The following is a 26,067-nucleotide window of genomic DNA, read 5'->3' as shown; positions in this document are numbered from 1 at the left end:
GGCTGCACGCGGACCCCCCGCCGGCGCCACCCCAGGGCACTGTCCAGCTTGGCACAGGGCCCGGCGCACGAGCGGCCGGCTGGCGGATTCGTTGCCCAAGTGATGCGTGATCGATACCAAGCGCTAGCATGGATCGACATCACCCTTGTGAGGAGAGAAGGCATTTGACAGCGGAGTTCCCGCACACGACGCCCACCACCCGCACCGAAGTCCTCCGCTTCGCCTCGGGGGAGGACATGGTCCACATCCTCGGCCCGCACGACGAGGCCCTGCGGTACGTCGAAGAGCAGTTCCCGTCGGTGTCGATCCATGTGCGCGGCAACGAGCTCACGATCGTCGGACCGCCCGCCGAGGCCCCCTACATCAGGCGGCTGTTCGAGGAGATCGCCTCGCTCGTGGAGCGCGGTACCCCGGTGACGCCGGCGTCGCTCGCCCAGCTCGTCTCGATGCTCCGGACCCAGACGGTCGCGAGCCCCTCGGACGTCCTCACGCACAACATCCTCACGAGCCGCGGCCGGACCATCCGTCCGAAGACCGCGAACCAGAAGAACTACGTCGACGCGATCGACGCCAACACGGTGATCTTCGGGATCGGCCCTGCGGGCACGGGCAAGACGTACCTCGCGATGGCCAAGGCCGTCCAGGCGCTCCAGCACAAGGACGTGAGCCGGATCATCCTCACGCGCCCGGCCGTCGAGGCGGGGGAGCGGCTCGGGTTCCTGCCGGGGACGCTCAACGACAAGATCGATCCGTACCTGCGCCCGCTCTACGACGCGCTCCACGACATGATCGATCCCGAGTCGATTCCTCGCCTCATGGCAGCCGGGACGATCGAGGTGGCGCCTCTCGCCTATATGCGGGGCCGAACCCTCAATGACGCGTTCATCATCCTCGACGAGGCCCAGAACACGACGCCCGAGCAGATGAAGATGTTCCTCACGCGCCTCGGCTTCGGCTCGAAGATGGTGGTCACGGGGGACGTCACGCAGGTGGACCTTCCGTCGGGGGCGTCCTCGGGCCTCCGCATCGTGCGGGACATCCTCGACGGAATCGAGGACGTGAACTTCTCGCTGCTCGACGCGGGCGACGTGGTGCGGCATCGCCTCGTCTCCGACATCGTCGAGGCGTACGGCCGCTGGGACGAACGGCAGAGGGCGAGGGCGGAGCGGGCCAAGGCACGCTCCGAGCGCCACCGAGCGACCGGAACGGACCGCTCCGCGCCGACTAAGCTTGAGCCGTGAGCATCGAAGTCAACAACGAGTCCGGCACGCCCGTCGACGAGGAGGCCCTCGTGCGCCTCGGCCGGTTCATCTTCGACCGGCTGTGGCTCCACCCGCAGACCGAGCTCTCGGTGCTCCTCGTAGACGAAGCCGCGATGGAGCGGCTGCATATCGAGCTCATGGACGAACCGGGGCCCACCGACGTCCTGTCGGTGCCCATGGACGAGCTCACGCCCGGCACCCCGGGCCGGCCTACTCCGCAGGGCATGCTCGGCGACATCGCCATCTGCCCGCAGGTCGCCGCCGATCAGGCCGCGCGGGGCGGCCATTCGACCGAGGACGAGATGCTGCTGCTCGCGACGCACGGCATCCTCCATCTGCTCGGCTTCGACCACGCGGAGCCCGAGGAGCGGGAGGAGATGTTCGGCCTCCAGCGCGAACTGCTCACCGAGTTCCTGGGCCGGCCGGCCCCGAAGGAGACGATGGCGTGACGATTGCCGTCCTGCTGGCCATGGCGCTGGCGTTCACGGCCCTCGCTGCCCTCCTCACCGCTGCCGAGGCAGCCCTCGCCTTCCTGCCGCGCCATGAGGCCGAGGAACGCATCGACCAAGGGCGCGCGCACTCGCTCGCCGTCATCCTCGCGTCGCCTGTTCCGCATGTCCGCGCCCTGCGCTTCTGGCGCATCTGGTTCGAGACGGCGTCGGCCGTCGCGGTGGCCGTCCTCATGACGAGCTGGCTGGGCAACATCTGGCTCGCGGGGCTTGCCGCGACGATCGTCATGGCCCTCATCGGCTTCCTCCTTGTCGGCGTATCGCCGCGCCAGCTCGGCCGGCGGCACGCACTCGGCGTCGCGGCGTGGACCGCTCCGCTCACGACCTTCCTGCGAGGCGTCCTCGGCCCGATCCCGGGCTGGCTCGTGTCGGTCGGGAGCGCCGCGACCGGCACCGATCCGAACCAAGAGGACGCGATCTACTCGACCGACGAGCTCCGCGAATTCGTCGAGCGGGCGAGCGACTCCGAGGACTTCGAGGACGACCAGGCCGAGCTCCTGCAGTCGGTCTTCGAGCTCGGAGAGACACTCGTGCGCGCGGTCATGGTCCCGCGCACCGACGTCATCGCGATCGAGGCCGGTTCGAGCCTTCGCAAGGCGATGTCGCTCTTCCTCCGATCGGGCTGCTCCCGTGTGCCCGTCTATGTCGAGAACCTCGACGATGTCCGCGGCGTCCTCTATCTCAAGGACGTCGCGGCGCGGCTGCACCAGGCGCCCGAGGCGAGCGGGGAGACGGTCGAGAACTATGTGCGCGAGCCGAGGTTCGTGCCGGAGTCGAAGCCCGTCAACGAGCTCCTCAAGGAGCTTCAGCGCGAGTCGACGCACCTCGCGATCGTCGTCGACGAGTATGGCGGCACGGCCGGGCTCGTGACGCTCGAGGACCTCATCGAGGAGCTCGTCGGCGAGATCGCGGACGAGTACGACGACGAGGATGCCGAACCCATCGAGATCGAGCCCGGGGTTTTCCGGATTCCCGCGCGCATGAGCCTCGACGATCTCGGCGAGCTCTTCGACGAGGACGTTGAAGACGATGAGGTGGACACCGCGGGCGGTCTTCTCGCGAAGGCGATCGGGCGGGTGCCCATTGTCGGAAGCGCGGCGGACGTCGACGGGATTCGGCTCATGGCCGAACGCCTCGAAGGGCGGCGCAAGCGAGTAAGTCACCTCCTCGCCCGGCGCTCCGATGCCACCGACGAGGGCGACGAGGCGCGCGTGGGCGAGGGCGAGCGGGACAACGCCGACAGGCACAACGCCGAAAGGCACAGCACAGCGAGGCAAGACGCCGTGAGGCATAACGCCACGAGGCACAATACAGAAGCGACAGGGAGACAGCATGGCTAGGCGGGACGGCGGCGCGGCATCGTCGAGCGGCGAATTCAAGGGCGCGACGACGGACGACGGCGGCTTCCGCGCCGGGTTTGCCGTCCTCGTCGGGCGACCCAACGCGGGCAAGTCCACGCTGACCAACGCCCTCGTGGGGCAGAAGGTCGCCATCACGTCGGCGAAGCCGCAGACGACGCGGCACACGATCCGCGGCATCGTGCACCGGCCTGACGCCCAGCTTGTGCTCGTCGATACCCCGGGCCTCCACCGGCCGCGCACGCTGCTCGGCCAGCGGCTCAACGATCTCGTCGCCGAAACGCTCTCGGAGGTCGACGCGATCGGCTTCTGCATCCCCGCCAACGAGCGCATCGGCCCGGGCGACCGGTTCATCGCCGCCCAGCTCGCCGCCGTCGGCCGCAAGCCGATCGTGGCGATTGTCACCAAGGCGGACCTTGCCGACAGGGCTCGCGTCACGGAGCAGCTCCTCGCGGTCACGGATCTCGGACGCGAGGTCCTGGGGGGCGAGGGCTTCTCCGACATCGTCCCGGTCTCGGCCCAGGATGGGTTCCAGGTGGAGACCGTCGCGGACGTGCTCGTGGGCCACATGCCGCCGTCGCCGCCGCTCTACCCGGACGGCGAGCTCACGGACGAGCCCGAGGCCGTCATGGTCGCGGAGCTCGTGCGCGAGGCCGCCCTCGAGGGCGTCCGCGACGAGCTGCCTCACTCTCTCGCCGTCGTCGTGGACGAGATTGTCCCGCGCGAGGACCGTCCCGAGGACAACCCGCTGCTCGACGTGCGTGTCAACCTCTTCGTCGAGCGCCCCTCGCAGAAGGCGATCATCATCGGGCGCGGTGGCGCACGGCTCCGGGAGGTCGGATCGACCGCGCGGCGGGGCATCGAGGCCCTGCTCGGAACCAAGATCTACCTCGATCTCCACGTCAAAGTCGCGAAGGACTGGCAGCGCGATCCCAAGCAGCTGGGGCGGCTCGGATTCTGACCTCCACAGTGAACTCACAGTCGCCCCTGTAAAATAGTTCGGAGTACCACTTACCGGAGGGCTCCATTTGGTCACATCAGGGCACGTCCCGCGTCACATCAGGACGCGCCGCACCGTACCAGTCTGGGCAAAGGTCCTCGGCGGCTTGGTGGCGCTCACGCTCGTGGGGGTCATCGCCTTCGCCGGGTACTGGACGTGGCGACTCCAGTCCAATATCCGCGAGGCGCCTCTGAGCGCCGGCAACTCGACTGCCGACGCGAACAACGACGCGACGGATCCGCTCCAGATCCTCATCATCGGAACGGACACACGAGACGGCGCCGACGCCGCCTACGGCTCTCAGACAGACAGCTCGGGGTACGGCAATTCGGACGTCATGATCCTCATGAACATCTCGGGGGACAACAAGATCGTCTCCATGACGAGCTTCCCGCGCGACCTCATGGTCCCGATCCCGAAGTGCCACGACCCGAAGACGAATCGGGACTTTCCGGCGCAGGCCATGGCCCAGATCAACTCGGCGATGTCGGAGGCCGGGCCGGGCTGCATTGTCGATACCGTCAACAAGCTCACGGGCCTCACGATCGACCACTTCATGGTCGCCGACTTCAACGCAGTCAAGGACCTCTCGAACACCATCGGCGGCGTCCAGGTGTGCGTCAACGCCCCGGTCAACGACCCGCTGTCGGGCCTCAAGCTCCCTGCCGGGACGTCGACGATCCAGGGCGAAATGGCGCTCTCATTCCTCCGCAGCCGGCACGGGGTCGGAGACGGGAGCGATATCTCCCGCATCAAGTCCCAGCAGGAGTTCCTCGCCTCCCTCACCCGCAAGGTCAAGTCGGACGGCACGCTGACGGACGTTCCGAAGCTTCTGAGCATCGCGGACACCATCACGAAGAACCTCACGGTGGACAGCGGCCTCGCGAATCCGCAGGCCATGCTCACGATCGCGAACCGGCTCAAGGCGGTTGACCTCGGCAAGGTCGCGTTCGTGACCGTCCCGTGGGAGCCCTACACAGCGGACCCGAACCGGGTCCAGGTGAAAGAGCCGGACGCCGGTTCCCTGTTCCAGGCCCTCCGGGACAACCGTGACCTCACGGCTCCCGCAACGGCTTCGCCCGGCCCCAGCGCAAGCTCGGAGCCTTCGGCGACGACCACTGCTACCGCTCCGCCGGCCTACAACAAGGCACTTCAGCCCGTGAGCGTCGCGAATGGCACAGGCGTGCCGGGGCGCGCGCTCGAGGTCGCGAAGTTCCTCATCGGCCAGGGGTTCGCGAAGACGACCGAGTTCAACGCGAACGGCGTCGCCGCGACCAACGTCTACTACGGGGCGAACTTCGCCGATGTCGCGAAGGACGTCGCAGCATCGCTCGGCATCCCCGAGTCCCAGGTGCACCCGGCGAACATCGCCGGCGTACAGGTCTACCTCGGCCAGGACTTCACGACGGGCACCCACTACACGCCCAAGCTGCCGGACAACGTCGTCGCCCAGACGGCGGCCGACAGCACGTGTCAGGCGGCCTTCGGCCACTAGGCGGGACACACACCCCAAGCAGGGCCCGCGGCACAGATCATGCCGGGGCCCTGCGGCGTGTGATCACCAGATCTCGACGCGCTCCGCTGGATCGAGCCACATCGCGTCTCCCGCTGACACGCCGAACGCCTCGTGGAAGGCCGAGAGGTTCCGCGCGATCGTGTTGGTGCGGAACTCGTTGGGGGAGTGCGGGTCGATCGCAAGGCGCCGGACCGACTCCTCCGGGCGGCACACCTGCCGCCACACCGTGGCCCAGGAGACGAAGAAGCGCTGGGCTCCAGTCAGCCCGTCAATCTCGGGTGCTTCGACGCCGCCGAGGTGCAGGTGATACGCCTTGAACGCGATCCCGAGCCCGCCCAGATCCCCGATGTTCTCGCCGAGCGTGAGCTTCCCGTTGACCGTGTGCCCGGGCGCCTCGGCCGGCGAGAGGACCTCGAACTGCCCGACGAGCCGTTCGGTGAGCGCCTCGAACGCCGCGCGATCCTCGTCGGTCCACCAGTTGCGCAGCGCGCCGTCGCCATCGAACTGCGAACCCTGGTCGTCGAAGCCGTGCCCGATCTCGTGGCCGATGACGGCACCGATGCCGCCGTAGTTCACCGCGGCGTCCGCCTCGGGGTGGTAGAAGGGCGGCTGGAGGATCGCGGCGGGGAAGACGATCTCGTTCATGAGCGGGTGGTAGTAGGCATTGACGGTCTGGGGCGTCATGAGCCACTTGACCCGGTCCACGGGCTTGCCGATCTCGTCGAGGAGCCGATCGAGCTCGCCGGCGTGGGCCCGCTGCATGTTGCCCAGCAGGTCGTCATCGCGGATCACGACAGCGGAGAAGTCGATCCACTCGTCCGGGTACCCGATCTTCGCCCGGAACGCCGCGAGCTTGTCGAGGGCCCGCTGCCGGGTCTCGGGGCCCATCCAGGGCAGCACGGCGATGCTCTCGCGGTACGCCTCGACGATGTCGTCGACGAGGAGCTGCATGGCCTCCTTGTGCTCGGCGGGGAAGTGCCGTTCGACGTACAGGCGGGCCACCGCCATGCCGAGGCCGGCCTCGACGGCGGCGACGCCGCGCTTCCAGCGCTCCTTGTTCTCGGGGGTTCCGCTCAGGACCGTCCCGTAGAACGCGAAGTGCCGATCAACGAAGTCGGGGGAGAGGAAGGGCGCCGCGGCCGAGATGACCTGGGCGCCGAGCCAGTGCTTCCAGTCCGCGAGCGGCACCTCGGCGAGAAGGGGAGCGAGGCCGGAGAGGAACTCGGGGTTGCCGACAACGAGCTCGGCGCGCGCGGCCTCGCTCACGCCGGTCGACTCGCCCCACACGGCGAAGTGCGGGAACGCGGCCTCGGCTTCGGCGTGGGTGAAGAGGTTGTAGGTCTTCTGGGGGTCGCGGAGGGTCACACGGTCCCAGTGCAGGCCCGCGAGCTGGATCTCGAGGCGGACGACGGCGGCCGCGGCCTCCGCAGGGGATTCCTTCCCCACGAGCGCGAACACGTCCGCAAGGTAGAGCTCGTACGCCGTGCGCACTTCGGCGAACTTCTCCTCGCGGTAGTAGGACTCGTCGGGGAGCCCCAGCCCGCCTTGCGAGAGGTACAGGACGACACGTTCGGGGTCGCCCGCGTCCGGTGCCGCGTAGTAGCCGAAGAGCCCCTCGCTGCCCCCACGCCCAAGGCGCGCCGACGTCGCGACGAGCCCTTCGGCGTCGTCAATCGAGTCCACCTCGGCGAGCAGCGCCGCGACGGGTTCGCCACCTAGCCGCGCGGCGCGAGCCTCGTCCATGAAGGAGCGGTAGAACGAGCCGATCTTCTGTGCTTCCGAGCCCTCCTCGTGCTCGGCCGAGGCGAGCTCTTCGATGAGGGCCCGCACGTCCTCCTCGGCGCGGTCCCGCAGCTGGACGAACGTTCCCACGAGCGCCCGGTCGGCCGGGATCTCCGTCTCGCGGAGCCACGCGCCGTTGACGTGGCGGTAGAGGTCGTCCTGCGGGCGCACGGTTTCGTCGAAGTACTCTCGGTCCACGCCAGACGGCGCGGCTGGGCTCTCGGCCATGGTGCCTCCTCAGGCTTGCTCGGATGGCTTCATCTTAGGTGCGAGCACGGTTGTCGCGGCCGAGCGGCAGGGATCGCGGCGAAACGGGCGTGCTATGGTGACGAGGTGCCATTCGCGCAGCGCCTTCTTCTTAGCTGCCGTGGCGGGGCGCTGTAGCTGCTGACGGATCGGCTTTCCGAAAGCGCTAGGCCGGATCCCCGCCGCGGAGTTCTGTGATGCCCGGCCACAGCGGATCCCAGCTTTCGAGAAAGGCCTAGAGTAAAACCATGCGCAATGCACAGAAGCCTTCGGGCATGCCCGTCCATCGCTATGTCCCCTTCCACGAGCAGATCACCGTCGAACTGCCGGACCGGACGTGGCCCGACAAGCGCATCGACAAGGCCCCCCGCTGGTGCGCCGTTGACCTGCGCGACGGAAACCAGGCGCTCATCGACCCCATGAGCCCCGCACGCAAGCTCAAGATGTTCAAGCTGCTCGTCGAGATGGGCTACAAGGAGATCGAGGTCGGCTTCCCGTCCGCGTCGCAGACCGACTTCGACTTCGTGCGCCAGCTCATCGAGGGCGGCCACATCCCCGAGGACGTTACGATCCAGGTCCTCACGCAGGCCCGCGAACACCTCATCGAGCGCACGTACGAGTCCCTCGTCGGGGCCCGCAGCGCGATCGTCCACCTCTACAACTCGACGTCCGTCCTGCAGCGCCGGGTCGTGTTCAACGCGGACGAGGAGGGCATCCTCGACATCGCCGTCCAGGGCGCCCTGCTGTGCAAGAAGTACCAGGAGACGATTCCGGACACGCATATCACGTACGAGTACTCGCCCGAGTCGTTCACCGGCACGGAGCTCGAGTACGCCGCCCGCGTGTGCAACAAGGTCGCCGAGATCTTCGAGGCCTCGGCCGACAGCCAGGTCATCATCAATCTCCCCGCGACCGTCGAGATGGCAACCCCGAACGTCTACGCCGACTCGATCGAGTGGATGAGCCGGAACCTGCATCCGCGCGAGGGCATCATCATCTCCCTGCACCCGCACAACGATCGTGGCACGGGCGTCGCGGCCGCCGAGCTCGGCTACCTCGCCGGGGCGGACCGGATCGAGGGCTGCCTCTTCGGCAACGGCGAGCGCACCGGCAACGTCGACCTCGTGACGCTGGGCCTGAACCTGTTCGTCCAGGGCATCGACCCGATGATCAACTTCTCGAACATCGACGAGATCCGCCGCACGGTCGAGTACTGCAACCAGCTTCCCGTCGCCGAGCGTTCGCCGTACGGCGGCGATCTCGTCTTCACGGCGTTCTCCGGCTCGCACCAGGACGCCATCAAGAAGGGCCTCGAGGCGCTCGAGCGGGACGCGAAGGCTGCGGGCGTGCCCGTGGACGAGTTCACGTGGCAGGTCCCGTACCTCCCGATCGACCCGAAGGATGTTGGCCGCACGTACGAGGCCGTCATCCGGGTCAATTCGCAGTCCGGCAAGGGCGGCGTCGCGTACCTGCTCAAGAACGAGCACAACCTCGACCTGCCGCGCCGTGCGCAGATCGAGTTCTCGCGTGTCATCCAGCGGCACACCGACGCCGCGGGCGGCGAGGTGAGCTCGGCGGTGCTGTGGGACATCTTCAGCGACGAGTACCTCCCGGCGTCGTCCGTCGACGGTGGCAAGGTGTGGGGCCGCTACGCACTCACGTCGGTCAGCACCCAGACGGGCGACGACGGGAGCATGGACCTCACGGCGACGCTCCGGATCGACGGTGAGCAGGTTCAGCGCAGCGGGACCGGGAACGGCCCGATCGCGGCACTCCTCGACATCTTCGCGCGCGAAGGCGTCGACGTTCGGGTGCTCGACTACACCGAGCACGCCCTCTCCGAGGGCGGCAGCGCGCGCGCCGCAGCGTATGTCGAGTGTGGCATCGGGGAGCGGATCCTGTGGGGCATCGGCATCGATGCGAACACGAGCCTCGCCGCGCTCAAGGCCGTTGTCTCGGCCGTCAACCGCGCCATCCGCGACGACGCGAGCGCGGGCATCTAGCCTCCGCTGTCGCGCCCGGCCGCGCCGCGCCCCGTCCCTTCGGCGGGGCGCGGCGCGGCCCGTGCGGACCGCCGGATGCGGGCGGGCGGGTGGGAGAATATCTCGTATGGCCGAATCGACGTTCGCTGCACGGAGCTACCGTGACGACGGCGTCGTCCTGCGCACCCACCGGCTCGGCGAGGCGGACCGCATCATCGTGCTCCTGACCAAGCACCACGGGCAGGTGCGCGCCGTCGCCCGGGGCGTGCGGCGCACGGGGAGCCGCTTCGGCGCGCGGCTCGAGCCGTTCATGGTCGCGGACCTCCAGCTCGTCCGCGGGCGTTCCCTCGAGGTCGTCGGGCAGGCGGTTGCGCGGGGGACGTACGGAAGCGAGATCGCGGCCGACTATGCGCGCTACACGGCGGCGGCCGCGATGGCCGAAACGGCCGAGCGCCTCACGGCGAACGACGGCGAAGCCTCTCTCCCGCACTACCAGCTCCTTGTCGGGGCGCTCGCCGCCCTGAGCCGCGGCGCGCACGCGCCCGAGCTCATCCTCGACTCCTACCTCCTGCGCGCGCTCTCGACGGCGGGCTGGGCCCCGAGCTTCACGGACTGCGCGCGGTGCGGCGAACCTGGCCCCCACGCAGCGTTCTCCGCGGCGCTCGGCGGCATCGTCTGCCACGGCTGCAGGCCCCCGGGCTCGCCGGCACCCGCCCCCGAGACCGTGCACCTTCTCGCGGCGCTCCTCTCGGGGGATTGGAGCGTGGCCGATACCTCCGAGCCGATCCATCGCCGAGAGGCCTCGGGCCTCGTCGCCGCCTACGTCCAGTGGCACCTCGAGCGCGCGGTCCGTTCGCTCCGGCTCGTCGAGCGGGACGACCCCACTTCCCTTCCCACGCGACAGGAGAGCAGCCTGACGTGACGCCGACCCGAACCGGAGGCCACCCCATCCTCGCCCCGTACCCGCATCCGTCGGGCGCCACGGCGCCCCACATCCCCGCCCAGTTCGTGCCGCGGCACGTCGCGATCGTCATGGACGGGAACGGCCGGTGGGCGAATCAGCGCGGGCTTCCGCGCATCGAAGGCCACAAGGCTGGCGAGCCCGCCCTGCTCGACGTCGTCGCGGGAGCCATCGAGCTCGGCATCGAATACGTCTCGGTCTACGCGTTCTCGACGGAGAACTGGCGCCGTTCGCCCGAGGAAGTCCGCTTCCTCATGGGCTTCAACCGAGACGTGCTGCGGCGGCAGCGGGACACGCTGGATTCGTGGGGGGTGCGCATCAGGTGGTCGGGCCGCCGTCCGAAGCTGTGGGGTTCGGTGATCCGCGAGCTCGAGGTGGCCGAGGAGCTCACGAAGGGCAATTCGACGTGCCACCTCACGATGTGCGTGAACTACGGCGGCCGTGCGGAGATCGCCGATGCCGCCGCCGCGATCGCGCGGGACGTCGCGGCGGGGGTCCTCAGCCCGCGAGCCGTGAACGAGAAGACCGTCCAGCGCTATCTCGATGAACCGGACCTCCCCGACGTTGATCTCTTCCTCCGCAGCTCGGGCGAGCAGCGGCTGAGCAACTTCATGCTGTGGCAGTCCGCGTATGCCGAGATGGTGTTCATGGACACGCTCTGGCCGGATGTCGACCGCCGCACGCTGTGGGAAGCCGTCGAGATCTACGCGCGGCGCGACCGCCGCTACGGCGGTGCCGTCGACCGCGCGGCGGCGGTCAAGCCCCGAGGCTAGGGGCCGACGGCGTCTGTCCGCCCCGCGACGACGTCGAGCCAGCCGCCGAGTCGCGTGTAGGCCTCCCGCCGCACGGCCGGTGCGGAGAGCAGGACGTCATGGAGGCCGCCGTCGACGAGCACCTCGTCGAGGGATGCGCACACGGCCGCGGCAGCGCGGCGCATCGGCGCGATGGCGAGGACCGCGTCCCGCGAACGCATGTGCTCGCGCCACATGAGGCCTGTGTCGCTGCGGGTGGATGCCAGCAGGAGCGCGGGCAGGGCAATGCGCGGCCCAGCGGCGAGCTCGCGCTGGGCCGCCAAGACGCCGTGCAGCCAGCCGACCCTCACAGGAAACGCCGCACGCGGCCGCAGATCCTCCCGCAGGTCCCATTCCCCGCCTGCCTGGCGGGCGATCGCGCGCCAGTAATGGCCGCGCGGCGGCAGGGGGATGATGCGTTCGGGCTGCGTCCCCGCGTGCGGGCCGAGCGCCCATTCGAGCATGGCTCCGGCCGTTCGGCCTCCATATGGGGCGAGCCACGGGCTGCTCAGCACGACGCCTGCGAGGCGCTCAGGGCGGCGCTGGGCTTCGAGGGCGACGGCGAGCCCGCCGGTCGAGTGGCCCATGAGGATCACGGAGCCTTCGCCCTCTTCGCGGACCGCGTCGATCGCCGCGCCGATGCTCGCGAGGTAGTGATCCGCGGACGGCACGAAGCCCGGCCGCCCGCCGGGACGCAGGCTGCGCCCATGCTCGGGAAGGTCGAGGGCGTAGAAACGCCAGCCCCGATCGGAGGCAAAGCGCGCGAGTTCGGTATTGAAGTAGTAGTCGCTCCACCCATGCACGTACACGAGGGCAGGGACCCGCGACCCAGCCGCCGGCGGCCGGGCGTCGTGGCGCACGAGGGTTCCCCACGCCGTAGTCCGGTCGCCGAGGGCGCGCTGTTCGAAGCCGGCGCCGAGAAAATCGGGGCCCCAATGGTCCATTCAGGTTCCCCTCCTTCCCTCTCAGGATAGGGCCGGCGCACGGCCCGTTTTGTGGCCCACCATTCTCCTGCGAGAAACTGGATCCATGCGCTTCTATCCCCTCTTCTTCCGTGCCGCGTTCTCGTGGATGGACGCCGAACGCGCCCATCGGATCGGCTACGGCGCGATCCGAGCCGTCCACGGCGTCGGCCTCGGCCGCGTGCTCGGGGCGTTGTCGGCACCCGGTCCGGAGCTGCGGACCTCAGTCTTCGGGGTCGAGTTCCCGTCGCCGTTCGGGCTCGCGGCCGGCTTCGACAAGGAGGGGAGGTGCATCGAGGCCCTCGCGGAGCTGGGGTTCGGGCACATCGAGGTGGGCACCGTCACGGGCCAGGCCCAGCCGGGGAATCCCCGGCCGCGGCTCTTCCGCCTCATCAAGGACCGTGCGGTGGTCAACCGGATGGGCTTCAACAACGACGGCGCAGAGGCCGTCGCCCCGCGCATCGCGGCGGCGCGCGCGTCCCTTGAGGAGCGCTACGGCACCCACCGGCCGATCATCGGCATCAACATCGGCAAGACGAAGGTCGTAGAGCTCGAGGACGCCGCGGACGACTACCGAGCGAGCGCCCGCGCGCTCGCCCCATTCGCCGACTACCTTGTGGTCAACGTGAGCTCGCCCAACACGCCGGGGCTCCGGCTGCTCCAGAGCGTCGAAACGCTGCGTCCGCTGCTTGAGGCGGTGCGGGAGGAATCGACGTCCGCGGCCGGGCGGCGCGTCCCGCTGCTCGTCAAGATCGCGCCGGATCTCGCCGATTCCGACATCGACGACGTGGCCCGCCTCGCTGTGGACCTCGGCCTCGAGGGCATCATCGCCACGAACACGACGATCGGGCGCGAAGGCCTCGAGAGCGATTCGGCCGCCGTCGAGGCCTGCGGCGCGGGCGGCCTCTCGGGGGCGCCGCTCAAGGCCCGGTCGCTCGAGGTGCTGCGCCGGCTCGCCTCGATGGCCGGGGACCGGCTGGCCCTCGTCTCGGTCGGTGGCGTCGAGACAGCAGCCGATGTACGGGAAAGGCTCGCCGCTGGGGCGAGCCTTGTCCAGGGGTACACGGCGTTTCTCTACGAGGGGCCGTTCTGGGCAGCCTCGGTGAATCGGGGTCTCACCAAGGCCGCTCCGGTCACGACGGGTACTGGCCGCGCGTGACCTGAGGCTTGGGCAGCCGCAGCGGGCGGAACTGGAGGGCGCGCATCGCGCCGTACCAGACCGTTCCGCGCTCGACCTCGCGGAACTTCGCGGTGAGCCGCTTCTTGATCTGGCGCGAAAGCCAGAACGTGTCGAAGATGACGAGCGCGAAAACCACCCAGAACGCGATGAGGATATAGAACTGGGCTTCGCTCGCCTGGGGGACCACGAACGAGATGACCACAAAGGCGAGTGCCGCGAACATGAGGTACTCGCCGACGTTGAAGCGCGCGTCCACGACGTCACGCGTAAAGCGCTTCTGCTCGCCGCGGTCCTTGTAGGGGAGATAGCGCTCGTCGCCGGTCTCGAGAGCGCGGCGGGTCCGCGCGCGCTCCTCGGCCGCTGCCTGCCGCTCAACGGCTTTGGAGGCCTTGCGGTCCGTGGGGACAATCGGACGACGGCGGGCCGCCTCCTGGTCCTTGCGCCGCGGGGTGGGCGCGCCCTTGCCGGCGAGGGGGGCGGCCGGCTGTTCCTCGGGCTGCCCGGCGCTCTCGGCCGCAGACCCATTCTTTCGTCCAAACACCACTCAAGAATAGCCAACTGAACAGGCGACGTGCCCCGAAGAGACGCCTCGCGCGCCATTGATGGCCTTGGCAGCGGATTGTACTGTGAAGCCATGATTTCAGAACTCGCGCCCCTTGCGCCCGGTGTGTCCCACGAGCTGCGCGCGGCCGTCCATGAGCGCTTCGAGACGACCGTTGCCGAACTGGTCTCCCTCGCCTCGATTCCTGGGATCGCGTGGGAGGCCTTCGACGCGTCCGAACTCGAACGCAGCGCCGAGGCTGTCGCGGAGCTGGCCACGGCGGCGGGCTTCGAGGGGGTCGAGATCCTCCGCGCACCGCGCCCCGACGGCCAGCCCGGGGGGCCCGCCGTCGTCGCCCGCCGGGCCGCTCAGCCGGGCTGCCCCACCGTTCTCCTCTACGCGCATCATGACGTGCAGCCGCCGGGGGATGCGGAGCTATGGGACTCCGAGCCGTTTGCGCCTCAGGAACGCGGAGGCCGGCTCTACGGGCGCGGGACCGCGGACGACAAGGCCGGCGTCATGGTTCATCTCGCCGCATGGCGCGCAATGGCCGCGACGCTCGGCGACGCCGCCGGGGTCGGTGTGACCGTCTTCGTCGAGGGCGAGGAGGAGCATGGTTCGCCGAGCTTCCGCACCTTCCTCGAGACGTACCGCGATCGGCTGGCCGCGGACGTCATCGTCGTCGCGGACTCGGCGAACTGGGCCATCGGCGTGCCGGCCCTCACAACGAGCCTGCGGGGTCTCATCGACGCGACAGTCTCGGTGAGCGTCCTCTCGCACTCCGTGCATTCAGGCGTCTTCGGCGGGCCCGTCCTCGACGCACCGACGATCCTGGCGCGGCTCATCGCGACCCTCCACGACGACGAAGGAAATGTCGCGATTCCGGGGCTCGTCGTCGCCGACGACCCCGATGTCGACTATCCAGAACCCCAATACCGCGCCGATGCGGGAGTGCTCGACGGCGTACGGCTCGCTGGGAGCGGGAGCATCGCCGCGCGACTGTGGACCCGTCCCGCCCTGTCAGTCGTCGGCATCGACGTCCCGCCGGTGGCAGTGGCCTCCAATACGATCCAGGCCTCGGCCCGGGCGAAGATCAGCCTGCGCCTCGCCCCCGGGCAGGATCCCGACGCGGCCATGGACGCGCTCCGCCGTCATCTCGAGGCCAACGTGCCTTTCGGCGCACACGTCGCATTCACGCCGGGGGAGCGGGGGAGCGCCTACCGCGCGGACCCGGATTCGCCGGCATCGAAGCTCGCGCTCACCGCGCTGCGCGAGGCCTGGGGAACCGATCCCGTGCGGATGGGAATGGGAGGGTCCATCCCGTTTGTTGCCGATCTCAAGGAGGTGTTCCCGGATGCCGAGGTCCTCATCACGGGGGTGGAGGATCCCGACAGCCGAGCACACAGCGCGAATGAATCGCTGCACCTCGGCGAATTCGAGCGCTGCATCGTGGCGGAAGCGCTCCTCCTCGCCGCCCTCGGGGCGGCAAGGGGTTAGCGCCTGCGGACGGACGCGCCTTAGCATGGAACGAGGGACACGAGCGCATGCGACTTTCGGACGCCGCATCGCGACGCCGTCCCAGACAGCGCTCAGCGGCACGGACCGCAGAGGGAAGGTAAGGAATGAGCACCGCAACGAACGAGTCCATCGAGGCCATCGCCTCCCATGAGGTGACGCTCACGGAGGTCGCCGCAGGCAAGGTCCGCAGCCTTCTCGAGCAGGAGGGGCGCACTGATCTACGCCTCCGCGTCGCTGTTCAGCCCGGCGGCTGCTCGGGCCTCATCTACCAGCTGTACTTCGACGAACGGCTCCTCGACGGCGACGCCGTTCGCGACTTCGACGGCGTCGAAGTCGTCGTGGACAAGATGAGCGTGCCCTATCTGGCCGGTGCGACCATCGATTTCGAAGACACCATCTCGAAGCAGGGCTTCACGATCGACAACCCGAACGCGCAGGGTTCGTGCGCGTGCGGCGACTCGTTCCACTGACGGGTTCGCGCGCCCTCGTCGGCCGTGCCTCGGCCCCGGATTCCGGGTGTTCGAGGCACGGCCGACGTGCATGTGCGACATGTGGGCGATTCCTTCGGGATGGCTGTAAGCTCTACACCGAGTAGTAAAACTATGCCGTCCGGGCCGTTCTGCGGGTCTTTCCGCAGGGGAGCGACGCCCGGCCGAAGCGTCAAAGAGGAAGGGCCGTCTGTGAGGTCGCAGAACCGAACCAGCAGCCAGCGCACTCGGATCCTCGCGGTAGCCTCAGCGGCCGCAGCCGGAGCGCTAGCACTGTCTGGATGTACATCCCAAGTACAGAATGGCTGGCTGCCGGGATCGAAGGACACGACGAGCAACACGGCCATGATCACCGACCTCTGGGTCAATTCGTGGATCGCTGCCATGGTCGTCGGAGCTGTCACGTGGGGCCTCATCCTCTGGTGCCTCGTTGCCTACCGGCGTCGCAAGGGAACCACGGGCTTCCCCCGGCAGACGAGCTACAACCTCCCGCTCGAGATCTTCTACACGGCGATCCCGCTTTTCCTCGTCGTCGTCTTCTTCTACTTCACGGACCGCGACCAGCGCGCGATCGACACCCCCAACGCCAATCCCGATGTGACGATCAACGTCGTCGGCAAGCAGTGGGCGTGGGACTTCAACTACAAGCAGGGCGGCATCGTCAAGGACAACGTGTACGAGGCCGGGACCCAGGCCCACCTCAACGGCTCGTCACTCGACCTCAGCAAGCTCCCGACTCTGTACCTCCCGGTCAACAAGACGGTCACGATCGACCTGACGTCGCGCGATGTCATCCACTCCTTCTGGATCCCCGCGTTCCTCCAGAAGCGGGACATGATCCCCGGGCACCCGAACCAGATCTACTTCACCCCGCAGAAGGAAGGCACCTACGACGGCAAGTGCGCCGAGCTCTGCGGCGAGTACCACTCCGAGATGCTGTTCCGCGTCAAGGTCGTCTCCGAGGCCGAGTTCCAGGCTCACCTCGCCGGCCTGCCCAAGGGTCTGCTCGATACGACCTACGACCGCAACCCGGATCTGAACCAGAAGTAAGGGAACAACGTGGCTACCTACACTCAGTCGCCTTCGGCCGGGGCGATCAGCGCGCCGGCTGTGCCCAGGTCCAAGGGGCGGATCGTCGTCAACTGGATCACGTCAACCGACCACAAGACGATCGGGTACATGTACCTCATCGCCTCGTTCGTCTTCTTCTGCCTTGGCGGCATCATGGCGCTGCTCATCCGCGCCGAGCTGTTCGAGCCGGGAATGCAGATCCTTCAGACGAAGGAGCAGTACAACCAGCTCTTCACGATGCACGGCACGATCATGCTCCTCATGTTCGCAACCCCGCTCTTCGCGGGCTTCGCCAACGTGATCATGCCGCTCCAGATCGGTGCACCCGACGTCGCGTTCCCGCGACTCAACGCCCTCGCGTTCTGGTTCTTCCTCTTCGGCTCGACGATCGCGACCGCCGGCTTCATCACGCCGCAGGGCGCCGCTTCGTTCGGATGGTTCGCGTACGCGCCGCTCTCGAACACGACGTTCACTCCCGGTGTGGGAGGTGACCTGTGGGTGTTCGGCCTGGGCCTCTCGGGCTTCGGCACCATCCTCGGCGCCGTCAACTTCATCACGACGATCATCTGCATGCGTGCCCCCGGCATGACGATGTGGCGCATGCCGATCTTCACGTGGAACACCCTCATCACGGCGATCCTCGTCCTCATGGCGTTCCCGCCGCTCGCGGCCGCGCTGTTCGGCCTCGGCGCCGACCGCCGCTTCGGTGCGCACATCTTCGACCCGGAGAATGGCGGAGCCGTGCTCTGGCAGCACCTGTTCTGGTTCTTCGGCCATCCTGAGGTGTACATCATCGCCCTGCCGTTCTTCGGCATCGTCTCTGAGATCTTCCCGGTCTTCAGCCGCAAGCCGATCTTCGGCTACAAGGGCCTCGTCTACGCGACGATTTCGATTGCGGCCCTCTCGGTGACCGTGTGGGCCCACCACATGTACGTCACGGGCGCGGTGCTCCTCCCGTTCTTCTCCTTCATGACGATGCTCATCGCGGTTCCGACTGGCGTGAAGTTCTTCAACTGGATCGGAACGATGTGGCGCGGCTCGATCACGTTCGAGACGCCCATGCTATGGAGCCTCGGCTTCCTCATCACCTTCCTCTTCGGCGGCCTGACGGGCATCATCCTCTCCTCGCCGCCGCTCGACTTCCACGTCTCCGACTCCTACTTCGTCGTCGCGCACTTCCACTACGTCGTGTTCGGAACGGTCGTGTTCGCGATGTTCGCCGGCTTCTACTTCTGGTGGCCCAAGTGGACGGGCAAGATGCTCAACGAGCGCCTCGGCAAGATCCACTTCTGGCTCCTCCTGCTGGGCTTCCACGGGACGTTCCTCATCCAGCACTGGCTCGGGGTGCTCGGCATGCCGCGCCGCTACGCGGACTACCTGCCGCAGGATGGGTTCACGTGGATGAACCAGTTCTCGACGATCTCCTCGTTCGTGCTCGGCGCCTCGCTCATCCCGTTCCTCTGGAACGTCTACATCACGGCACGCAGCGGCAAGCGGGTCACGGTCGATGATCCCTGGGGCTTCGGGGCATCGCTCGAGTGGGCCACGTCCTGCCCGCCGCCGCGGCACAACTTCACGTCGCTCCCGCGCATCCGTTCGGAGCGCCCGGCGCTCGACCTGCACCATCCTGAGCTCTCCTCGGTCGGTGCCGTGCAGCACGCCCAGACCGCTGCGGCCATCGCGGCAGACCGGAAGGACACGCACTAGTGAAAATCGAATCCTGGCTCTTCGGAACTGGAGTCTTCTTCTTCGTGCCCGTCGCTGTCGTCTACGGCTTCCTCACGAACTGGCACGAGTGGGTCGGCATCATGGGCATGCTCCTCGTGGGCGGGCTCGCTGGCATGATCGGTTCCTACCTCGGCGTGACCGCGCGCCGCGTCGGCACGCGTCCTGAGGATCGTGACGACGCCGAGATCCACGAGGGTGCCGGCGAGCAGGGGCACTTCAGCCCCTGGAGCTGGTGGCCGCTCATCCTGGGCGCGGCCGCGGCCGTGGGCGTGCTCGGCATTGCCGTCGGCTGGTGGATCTTCTTCATCGGCGCCGGCATCGGCATCGTGGCGCTCGTGGGCTGGGTCTTCGAGTACAGCCGCGGAGACCACGCGCACTAGCAGCTTCACCTCCGCGCAGAGGCCCGGCATCGACAAGATGCCGGGCCCCTGCGCTTTTGTGTGCCCTGCACACCGGTCCTCGGCCGCCGTCGTGGAGAACCGTGTAGCCTTCAATAGGGAACCGCACGGACAAGGTGGAAGGAGCCGGGTGGACGCCGACAGCATCGTCGGAAAGCTCGACAGATCCTCGAAGACTGCCATGTACGTGCAGCTCCGCGAGCTCTTGCGCGAGCACATCCAGACCAAGCTATCGCCGGGCTCGCCCCTGCCCTCCGAGCGGGACCTCGCACACCGCTTCGGCCTTGCGCGGATGACTGTACGCCAGGCCATAGACTCCCTCGTCGCCGAGGGCGTCCTCGACCGCATCGTGGGCCTCGGCACGTTCGTGAGCCGGCCGAAGCTCGACCTCCAGATGAAGCTCACGTCCTACAGCGAGGAGATGCAGCGCCGGGGGATGGTCCCTGATGCGAAGGTGCTCAGCTTCGAGCAGATCGGTGCCTCCGCGCACCTCGCGCGAGAGCTCCAGGTCGACGAAGGCACCCCCGTCGTTCGCTTCCGCCGGCTGCTCCTCGCCGACGAGGAGCCCATGAGCGTGGACGAGAACTACATCGTCGCCCACCGGGTCCCGGGCTTCGCGGACGGCCCTCCGCCCGTCTCGCTCTACCAGGTGCTGAGCGAGCGATACGGCCTCGTCATGGAGTGGGGTGAGGACATGATCGAGGCGACCGCCGCGTCGCCGTCCATCGCTCGGCTTCTCAAGGTGGACATGGGTTCGCCGCTCCTCAAGATCCAACGCCACGCCTACGTGGCGAAAGCCATGGTCGACTACTCGGTGTCCTACTACCGGGCCGATCGCTACAAGCTCTGGGTGCCTCTCCAGCGCCCCGGAGTACGCGCCCCGCGTTCCTATTCGACGCAGCGCTTCACAGGCTAGGAGAGGGCCATCGAGGGGCTCTCAAGCCCAGGCCAAACCGCGTGCCCGCGAATCGCGGGCCATACTGCCATGAGGCCTTGCGTCGCAAGAAAAGGACCCCGCAGCGTATGCTGCGGGGTCCTTTCGGCCTAGCGGATCAGTGACCTGACGGCGCCGATTCGATGGCCTCGTGGTGGCCGTGGGCGTGAGCTGCCTCGAGCTCGGCCGGGCTGACCGGTGCCACACGATCCTCGAAGAACCACTTGGAGAGAGCGGCCCGGCGACGTTCCTTGCGGTCCACGACGCCCTTGCCGTTCGGCTCGGCCGGAAGTACCTCAGGCGACTCGAACGTGACGAGCCGGTAGCGCTTGTACTCGCTGAGCGGGGCGTGCACCTCGATGAACTCGCCGTGCGGGAGGCGGACGATGCGACCCGTCTCGCGGCCGTGCAGGGCGATCTCACGGTCTTTGCGCTGGAGCCCGAGCGCAATGCGCTTCGTGATCGTGAACGCGAGGATCGGGCCGATGAAGAACAGCGCGCGCAGCCAGTAGGTCACGTCGTTGAGCGCCACGTGGAAGTGGGTTGCGATGAGGTCCGAACTCGCGGCCGCCCACATCACGCAGTAGAACGTGAAGCCGGCCATGCCGATCGCGGTGCGCGTCGGCGCATTGCGCGGACGGTCGAGAACGTGGTGCTCGCGGTTGTCCTTCGTGATCCACCGCTCGATCCACGGGTACGTGAAGAGGACAGTGAAGACGATGCCTGCCGGCACGAGGGCCGGGAGGAGCACGTTGAGCGTGAGCGTCTGGCCGAAAAGCACAAACTCGAAGTGCTGGCGGTAGCCATCGACGTCGCCGATGACACCCGGCATGAGGCGCAGCGCGCCGTCGACCCATCCGATGTACCAGTCAGGCTGCGTACCGGCCGACACGGGGGAGGGGTCGTACGGGCCGTAGTTCCAGATCGGGTTGATCGTGAACATGGCCGCGATGGCCGCGAGGACGCCGAACACGATGAAGAAGAAGCCGCCGGCCTTGGCCGCGTAGACCGGACCGAGCGGGTAGCCCACGACGTTGCGGTCGTTGCGGCCCGGGCCGGGGTACTGGGTGTGCTTGTGCACCACCACGAAGATGAGGTGCAGCGCCACGAGGCCGAGGATCATGGCCGGGATGAGCAGGATGTGGAGCACGTACAGGCGGCCGATGATCGCCGTGCCCGGGAACTCCCCGCCGAAGAGGAAGAACGAGATCCACGTGCCGATCACGGGGATCGACTTGATCACGCCATCGATGATGCGGAGGCCGTTGCCCGAGAGCAGGTCATCCGGGAGCGAGTAGCCGGTGAAGCCGGCAGCCATGCCCAGGATGAGGAGCACGCCACCGATGACCCAGTTCATCTCACGGGGCTTGCGGAACGCACCCGTGAAGAACACGCGCAGCATGTGCACCGACATCGATGCGACGAAGAGGAGCGCGGCCCAGTGGTGGAGCTGACGCATGAACAGGCCGCCTCGCACCTCGAAGGAGATGTGGAGCGACGACTGGTAGGCAACCGACATCTCCATGCCGCGCAGCGGCACATAGGCGCCGTCGTAGTGGGTCTCCGCCATCGACGGGTCGAAGAAGAACGTGAGGAACGTTCCCGACAGCAGGAGGATGACGAACGAGTACAGCGCGACTTCGCCGAACATGAAAGACCAGTGGTCCGGGAAGACCTTGCGGCCGAACTCGCGCGTGACGGCCGAGAGCCCGGTGCGCTGATCGACGAAGTCCGCGATGCGGCCGACCTTGGTCGGCGGCTGGTAAGTAGGCGCAGCGTTGCTCACGAGTACTCACGCTCCCAGTAGCTCGGTCCAACAGGTTCGTGGAAGTCGGACGTCGCGACGAGGTAGCCGTCAGAGTCGACTTCGATCGGCAGCTGGGGGAGCGGACGGCTCGCCGGGCCGAAGATCACCTGGCACTCGTGCGTGAGGTCGAAGGTCGACTGGTGGCACGGGCACAGAAGGTGATGGGTCTGCTGCTCGTAGAGGGCCACGGGGCAGCCGACGTGCGTGCAGATCTTGGAGTACGCGACGATGCCGTTGTAGCTCCAGCTCTCGCGGCCAGCACTGATGTGCATGTCCTCGGGGTTGAGGCGCATGAGCAGGACGACGGCCTTCGCCTTCTCGCTGAGCTTGCCTTCCTTGAGGTCGTTGAGGCCCTCGGGGATGACGTGGAACGCGGAGCCGATCGTCACGTCGGCTGCCTTGATCGGCGTGCCGTCGGGGTCCCGCGTGAGCCGGACCTTCTTGCCGGTCTGCGCGTTCGGCGCCCACATTGTGTGGCGGAGCTTGTCGTTGGCGTTGGGCCCGAGGTCGCCGAAGACGGCGAGGGCGGGCAGTGGGGCCAGCGCGAGCGCACCGATGAGCGTGTTGCGGATGAGCGGGCGGCGCTTGATGCCCGTCTCCTCGATGATGTCGTCCACGATCTTCACCGCGGCCGCGCGGTCCTCTTCGCTGCGGACCGCGTGGCGCGCCTCCGAGACCTCGTGGTCCGGCATGAGCGCCTTGGCCCAGTGGACGATGCCCGTCCCGATGCCGAGCATCGCGAAGGCCGTGCTGAGGCCAAGCAGGATGTTCTGAGTCCGAATCGCGTCGATGCTCGAGTCATTCCCGAGGTCGATCGCGAAGTAGGAGACCAGGAACACGACAGTGCCGACCACCGAGATGACGAACAGGGCCGTGACCTGGCGCTCAGCGCGCTTGGCGGCCTTGGGGTCGGTATCGGCCAGACGCAGGCGGTGCGGCGGGATACCCGGATCCTCGAACCGCCCCCCGGCCTGATCAGCCGTAGCTACGGTGCCCCCTTGCTGTGGGGCGCCGTCACTAGGGTTGCCCATATTTCCCCTCATCCTTCCTTGGCCCCGGCCAACCCGGGGTCGCTCTTCAATTCAGTGCCGCGTGAACGGCCGAAACTTCGTAACTCTCCTGAATCGTCAGGAGGTGCGTGACGTGAGCCAGATCGTGAACGCGATGATCACGCCGAGACCCGCGACCCACATGAACAGGCCTTCGGAGACCGGGCCGAGCGAGCCGAGATCGGCACCGCCCGGGGAGCCCTGGGCCTCGATGGTCTTGAGGAAGGTGACGATGTCCCGCTTGCCCTCGGGGGAGATGTTCGCGTCGCTGAAGACCGGCATGTTCTGCGGCCCGGTCTCCATCGCCTCGTAGATGTGCTTGGCCTCGACGCCAGCGAGCGACGGCGCGAACTTGCCTCGCGTGAGGGCGCCGCCGGCAGCGGCGGCGTTGTGGCACATCGCGCAGTTCACGCGGAACAGCTCGCCACCGTGGGTCGCATCGCCCTTGCCGTCGAGCATGGCCTCGTCGGGGAGCGACGGGCCCGCGCCGAGCGACGCCACGAAGGCCGAGAGCTGACGCGTCTGGTCCGTGTTGAACTGCGGCGGCTTGCGGTATGCCTGCGGGCCCTGCATCTGCATCGGCATCCGGCCCGTGCCGACCTGGAAGTCGACGGCTGCGGCACCGACGCCCACGAGCGACGGACCCGATGCCGAGCCCTGGCCGTTCATGCCGTGGCAGGTGGCGCAGTTGGCCACGAACAGCTTCTGGCCCTCGTTCACATCGGTCGCCGAGAATCCGCTGTCCGCCTTGGCCTGGTTGGCCGTGCTGGCCACCGAGTAGAGGACGCCTGTCAGGAGGAGGCCCATGACCAGCAGCGCGATGACTGCCAGCGGATGCCGCCGCTTCTGCGAGAGTGCCTTCACGTATTCGTTCCTATCCATCTGTGCCGCAGCCCTGGGGCGCGTTCCAAGAGTTCTTCTGCCTGCCGCCGTGGCAGGTGGTTACCTGAGGACGTAGATGACCAGGAAGAGCCCGATCCACACGACGTCGACGAAGTGCCAGTAGTACGAGGTGACGATGGCCGCCGTCGCTTCGTAGTGGCCGAAGCGCTTGGCCGCAAACGCGCGCCCGATGATAAAGAGGAAGGCCACGAGGCCGCCGATGACGTGAAGGCCGTGGAAGCCGGTCGTCATGAAGAAGGCGGAACCGTAGGCGTTCGCATCGAGCGTGACGTGCTCGGCGGTCAGCATCGTGTACTCCGTGGCCTGCCCGGCAACGAAGAAGGCGCCCATGAGGAAGGTCAGCACGAACCACTCGACCATGCCCCAGCGCAGGAAGTCGAAGGCGCCGCCGCCCCGTCGCGGCTGAAGGCGCTCGGCAGCGAACACGCCCATCTGGCACGTGAACGAGCTCGCCACGAGGACGATCGTGTTCACGAGGGCGAAGGGGAAGTTCAGCTTCGCGGTCTCCGTGGCCCAGAGGTCGGCCGAGGCCGCGCGCAGGGAGAAGTACATCGCGAAGAGTCCGGCGAAGAACATCAGCTCGCTCGAGAGCCACACCACGGTCCCGACGGAGACCATGTTGGGGCGGTTCAGCGTGGGATGTGCCGTGGTTGTCGGGGCATGAGTCGCTGTCGTCACAAGGACATTATGTCTGCAAACGGCGGGTTCGCCCAACGCGAACCGCATGTTCCGGGAACTTTTTCTACAAACCCTCGAAATCCCGCGGAACGAGGCTCGTCCGTCATCCGTTCGCCCGGCCGCGCGCCTCCGATAGCATCAGGGGGTGACCACACTGGAACCCGGAATCAGCCCTGCCCACAGCTGGCGCTCGCTCCTCGGAGCCCTCGTCAGGCGCGAGGACCTCACGCAGGAGCAGACGGCGTGGGCCATGGACATGATCATGGCGGGCGACGCAACCGACGCCCAGATCGCCGGGTTCCTGGTCGGCCTCAGGGCCAAGGGCGAGACCGTCGACGAGCTCACGGGTCTCGTGGACACCATGGTGAAGCGCGCTACGCCCATCAGCGTGAGCGGCGAGAAGCTCGACATCGTCGGCACCGGTGGCGACATGCAGAACACCGTCAACATTTCGACGACGGCGGCACTCGTCCTCGCCGGCGCGGGCGCCAAGGTCGTCAAGCACGGCAACCGAGGTGCGTCGTCGTCGTCGGGCGCTGCCGACGTCCTCGAAGTGCTCGGCGTGCGGCTCGACCTGAACGTCGAGGAGGTCGCTGCGTCCGCCGAGAAGTGCGGCATCACATTCTGCTTCGCCCAGGTGTTCCACCCCTCGTTCCGACACGCCTCGGCCCCGCGCAAGGATCTCGGGATCCCGACCGCGTTCAACGTCCTCGGCCCGCTCACGAATCCCGCCCATGTGCAGGCGTCCGCTGTCGGATCCTCGGATCTGCGGCTCGCGCCGGTGATTGCCGGCGTGCTCGCGGGTCGGGGGAGCCGGGGGCTCGTCTTCCGCGGCGACGACGGGCTCGACGAGCTCACCGTCACCACGACGTCGCACGTCTGGGAGGTGCGAGACGGCGGCGTGAGCGAGTCGGTGTTCGACCCGACAGATCTCGGCATCCCCCTCGCCACGCTCGACGAGCTCCGCGGAGGCGACGCACGGCACAACGCCGAGGTCGTGCGGAAGGTCCTCGCAGGGGAGCGCGGGCCGGTGCGGGACGCCGTCGTCCTCAATGCTGCGGCGGGCCTCGTGGCTTTCGACCACGCCGCGGACACCCCGCTCCTCGACCGCCTCGCCGCGGCCAAGCTCCGCGCCGAGGTCTCGATCGACTCGGGCGCCGCAGCCCGCGCGCTTGACACGTGGGTCAGCTTCACGCGGGCCTGACCGGGCTCTGCTCGCCGGAAGGCTGGCCGAACAGCGAAGGGGCGGGGGGGGGGGGGGGGCGCCGGCCCCCCCCCCCCCCCCCCCCCCCCCCACCCCCCCCACCCCCCACCCCCCCCCCCCCCACCCCCCCACCCCCCCCCCCCCCCCCGCCGCCCCCGACCCCAAACACAGGGCCCCAGAAGGCAGACCCGAAGAGATC

Annotated in this window: 23 protein-coding genes; 16 read left to right on the top strand and 7 right to left on the bottom strand. The window is 68.1% G+C overall.

All coding sequences use genetic code 11. The features are described 5' to 3' along the window. The first annotated feature begins 128 nt into the window (after window positions 1-128). The 5 genes from SPF06_RS11380 to SPF06_RS11360 all read left to right on the top strand — a co-directional run bounded on the left by SPF06_RS11380 (window position 129) and on the right by SPF06_RS11360 (window position 5,624). Window positions 129-1,241 (top strand): PhoH family protein, encoded by a 1,113-nt coding sequence (locus SPF06_RS11380; RefSeq protein ID WP_428985752.1) that lies wholly within the window; start codon window positions 129-131, stop codon window positions 1,239-1,241. Further along, complete coding sequence (gene ybeY, locus SPF06_RS11375) at window positions 1,238-1,711, top strand: rRNA maturation RNase YbeY (protein WP_323279179.1); 474 nt, start codon at window positions 1,238-1,240, stop codon at window positions 1,709-1,711. Before SPF06_RS11380 ends, ybeY begins: the two co-directional genes overlap by 4 nt. Next, on the top strand, window positions 1,708-3,111 hold the full coding sequence (locus SPF06_RS11370; RefSeq protein WP_323279178.1) for a hemolysin family protein: 1,404 nt from the start codon (window positions 1,708-1,710) through the stop codon (window positions 3,109-3,111). The genes ybeY and SPF06_RS11370 overlap by 4 nt, the downstream gene beginning before the upstream one ends. After that, a complete protein-coding gene (era, locus tag SPF06_RS11365; protein WP_323279177.1) occupies window positions 3,104-4,090 on the top strand; it encodes a GTPase Era in 987 nt (328 codons plus the stop codon). The genes SPF06_RS11370 and era overlap by 8 nt, the downstream gene beginning before the upstream one ends. Before the next feature lie 148 nt (window positions 4,091-4,238). Then, entirely contained in the window at window positions 4,239-5,624 is a 1,386-nt protein-coding gene (locus SPF06_RS11360) for an LCP family protein (RefSeq protein ID WP_323279321.1), read from the top strand. A 63-nt stretch (window positions 5,625-5,687) separates the two neighbouring features. On the opposite strand, the gene SPF06_RS11355 is transcribed toward SPF06_RS11360, so the two are convergent. Continuing rightward, window positions 5,688-7,655 carry a M13 family metallopeptidase gene (locus SPF06_RS11355; RefSeq protein WP_323279176.1) on the bottom strand — a complete coding sequence of 656 codons (1,968 nt, stop codon included), beginning with the start codon at window positions 7,653-7,655 and terminating at the stop codon, window positions 5,688-5,690. Window positions 7,656-7,921: 266 nt separating this feature from the next. On the opposite strand from SPF06_RS11355, the gene leuA reads away from it, so the two are divergent. From leuA to SPF06_RS11340, 3 genes are all read left to right on the top strand, one after another. Next, complete coding sequence (gene leuA, locus SPF06_RS11350; protein WP_323279175.1) at window positions 7,922-9,676, top strand: 2-isopropylmalate synthase; 1,755 nt, start codon at window positions 7,922-7,924, stop codon at window positions 9,674-9,676. A gap of 106 nt (window positions 9,677-9,782) precedes the next feature. Further along, on the top strand, window positions 9,783-10,577 hold the full coding sequence (gene recO / locus SPF06_RS11345) for a DNA repair protein RecO (RefSeq protein WP_323279173.1): 795 nt from the start codon (window positions 9,783-9,785) through the stop codon (window positions 10,575-10,577). After that, window positions 10,574-11,389, top strand: a complete 816-nt coding sequence (locus tag SPF06_RS11340; RefSeq protein WP_323279172.1) for an isoprenyl transferase — start codon at window positions 10,574-10,576, stop codon at window positions 11,387-11,389. The genes recO and SPF06_RS11340 overlap by 4 nt, the downstream gene beginning before the upstream one ends. Here SPF06_RS11340 and SPF06_RS11335 read toward each other — a convergent pair. Next, entirely contained in the window at window positions 11,386-12,351 is a 966-nt protein-coding gene (locus SPF06_RS11335) for an alpha/beta hydrolase (protein ID WP_323279171.1), read from the bottom strand. The genes SPF06_RS11340 and SPF06_RS11335 overlap by 4 nt on opposite strands. 85 nt (window positions 12,352-12,436) lie before the next feature. On the opposite strand from SPF06_RS11335, the gene SPF06_RS11330 reads away from it, so the two are divergent. Further along, window positions 12,437-13,528, top strand: coding sequence for a quinone-dependent dihydroorotate dehydrogenase (locus SPF06_RS11330; RefSeq protein WP_323279170.1), 1,092 nt, complete (start codon window positions 12,437-12,439; stop codon window positions 13,526-13,528). Here SPF06_RS11330 and SPF06_RS11325 read toward each other — a convergent pair. Then, window positions 13,503-14,090: a DUF3043 domain-containing protein gene (locus tag SPF06_RS11325; protein ID WP_323279169.1), complete on the bottom strand. Its 588-nt coding sequence runs from the start codon at window positions 14,088-14,090 to the stop codon at window positions 13,503-13,505. The genes SPF06_RS11330 and SPF06_RS11325 overlap by 26 nt on opposite strands. A gap of 93 nt (window positions 14,091-14,183) precedes the next feature. On the opposite strand from SPF06_RS11325, the gene SPF06_RS11320 reads away from it, so the two are divergent. The 6 genes from SPF06_RS11320 to SPF06_RS11295 all read left to right on the top strand — a co-directional run bounded on the left by SPF06_RS11320 (window position 14,184) and on the right by SPF06_RS11295 (window position 20,209). After that, a complete protein-coding gene (locus tag SPF06_RS11320; RefSeq protein WP_323279168.1) occupies window positions 14,184-15,587 on the top strand; it encodes a dipeptidase in 1,404 nt (467 codons plus the stop codon). Between the two features lie 125 nt (window positions 15,588-15,712). Next, a complete protein-coding gene (locus SPF06_RS11315) occupies window positions 15,713-16,078 on the top strand; it encodes a HesB/IscA family protein (protein ID WP_323279167.1) in 366 nt (121 codons plus the stop codon). A gap of 210 nt (window positions 16,079-16,288) precedes the next feature. Further along, the gene (ctaC, locus tag SPF06_RS11310) at window positions 16,289-17,146 is read left to right on the top strand and encodes an aa3-type cytochrome oxidase subunit II (protein ID WP_323279166.1); all 858 of its coding nucleotides are present in this window, start codon (window positions 16,289-16,291) and stop codon (window positions 17,144-17,146) included. A 9-nt stretch (window positions 17,147-17,155) separates the two neighbouring features. Then, window positions 17,156-18,874: an aa3-type cytochrome oxidase subunit I gene (ctaD, locus tag SPF06_RS11305; RefSeq protein ID WP_323279165.1), complete on the top strand. Its 1,719-nt coding sequence runs from the start codon at window positions 17,156-17,158 to the stop codon at window positions 18,872-18,874. Beyond that, window positions 18,874-19,275, top strand: a complete 402-nt coding sequence (locus tag SPF06_RS11300) for a cytochrome c oxidase subunit 4 (RefSeq protein WP_323279164.1) — start codon at window positions 18,874-18,876, stop codon at window positions 19,273-19,275. Before ctaD ends, SPF06_RS11300 begins: the two co-directional genes overlap by 1 nt. 199 nt (window positions 19,276-19,474) lie before the next feature. Further along, on the top strand, window positions 19,475-20,209 hold the full coding sequence (locus SPF06_RS11295; protein WP_323279320.1) for a GntR family transcriptional regulator: 735 nt from the start codon (window positions 19,475-19,477) through the stop codon (window positions 20,207-20,209). Between the two features lie 136 nt (window positions 20,210-20,345). On the opposite strand, the gene qcrB is transcribed toward SPF06_RS11295, so the two are convergent. The 4 genes from qcrB to ctaE all read right to left on the bottom strand — a co-directional run bounded on the left by qcrB (window position 20,346) and on the right by ctaE (window position 24,664). Beyond that, on the bottom strand, window positions 20,346-22,013 hold the full coding sequence (gene qcrB, locus SPF06_RS11290) for a cytochrome bc1 complex cytochrome b subunit (RefSeq protein ID WP_323279163.1): 1,668 nt from the start codon (window positions 22,011-22,013) through the stop codon (window positions 20,346-20,348). Further along, on the bottom strand, window positions 22,010-23,065 hold the full coding sequence (qcrA, locus tag SPF06_RS11285; RefSeq protein WP_323279162.1) for a cytochrome bc1 complex Rieske iron-sulfur subunit: 1,056 nt from the start codon (window positions 23,063-23,065) through the stop codon (window positions 22,010-22,012). Before qcrA ends, qcrB begins: the two co-directional genes overlap by 4 nt. A 96-nt stretch (window positions 23,066-23,161) precedes the next feature. After that, the gene (gene qcrC / locus SPF06_RS11280; protein WP_323279160.1) at window positions 23,162-23,947 is read right to left on the bottom strand and encodes a cytochrome bc1 complex diheme cytochrome c subunit; all 786 of its coding nucleotides are present in this window, start codon (window positions 23,945-23,947) and stop codon (window positions 23,162-23,164) included. Between the two features lie 78 nt (window positions 23,948-24,025). Beyond that, window positions 24,026-24,664 carry an aa3-type cytochrome oxidase subunit III gene (gene ctaE / locus SPF06_RS11275; RefSeq protein WP_323279159.1) on the bottom strand — a complete coding sequence of 213 codons (639 nt, stop codon included), beginning with the start codon at window positions 24,662-24,664 and terminating at the stop codon, window positions 24,026-24,028. A 145-nt stretch (window positions 24,665-24,809) separates the two neighbouring features. On the opposite strand from ctaE, the gene trpD reads away from it, so the two are divergent. Then, window positions 24,810-25,868: an anthranilate phosphoribosyltransferase gene (trpD, locus tag SPF06_RS11270; RefSeq protein ID WP_428985751.1), complete on the top strand. Its 1,059-nt coding sequence runs from the start codon at window positions 24,810-24,812 to the stop codon at window positions 25,866-25,868. Window positions 25,869-26,067 lie beyond the last annotated feature (199 nt).

This window comes from Sinomonas terricola (assembly GCF_034931225.1).
GTDB classification, from domain to species: domain Bacteria; phylum Actinomycetota; class Actinomycetes; order Actinomycetales; family Micrococcaceae; genus Sinomonas; species Sinomonas terricola.
This window is presented reverse-complemented; position numbering and strand designations above follow the sequence as displayed.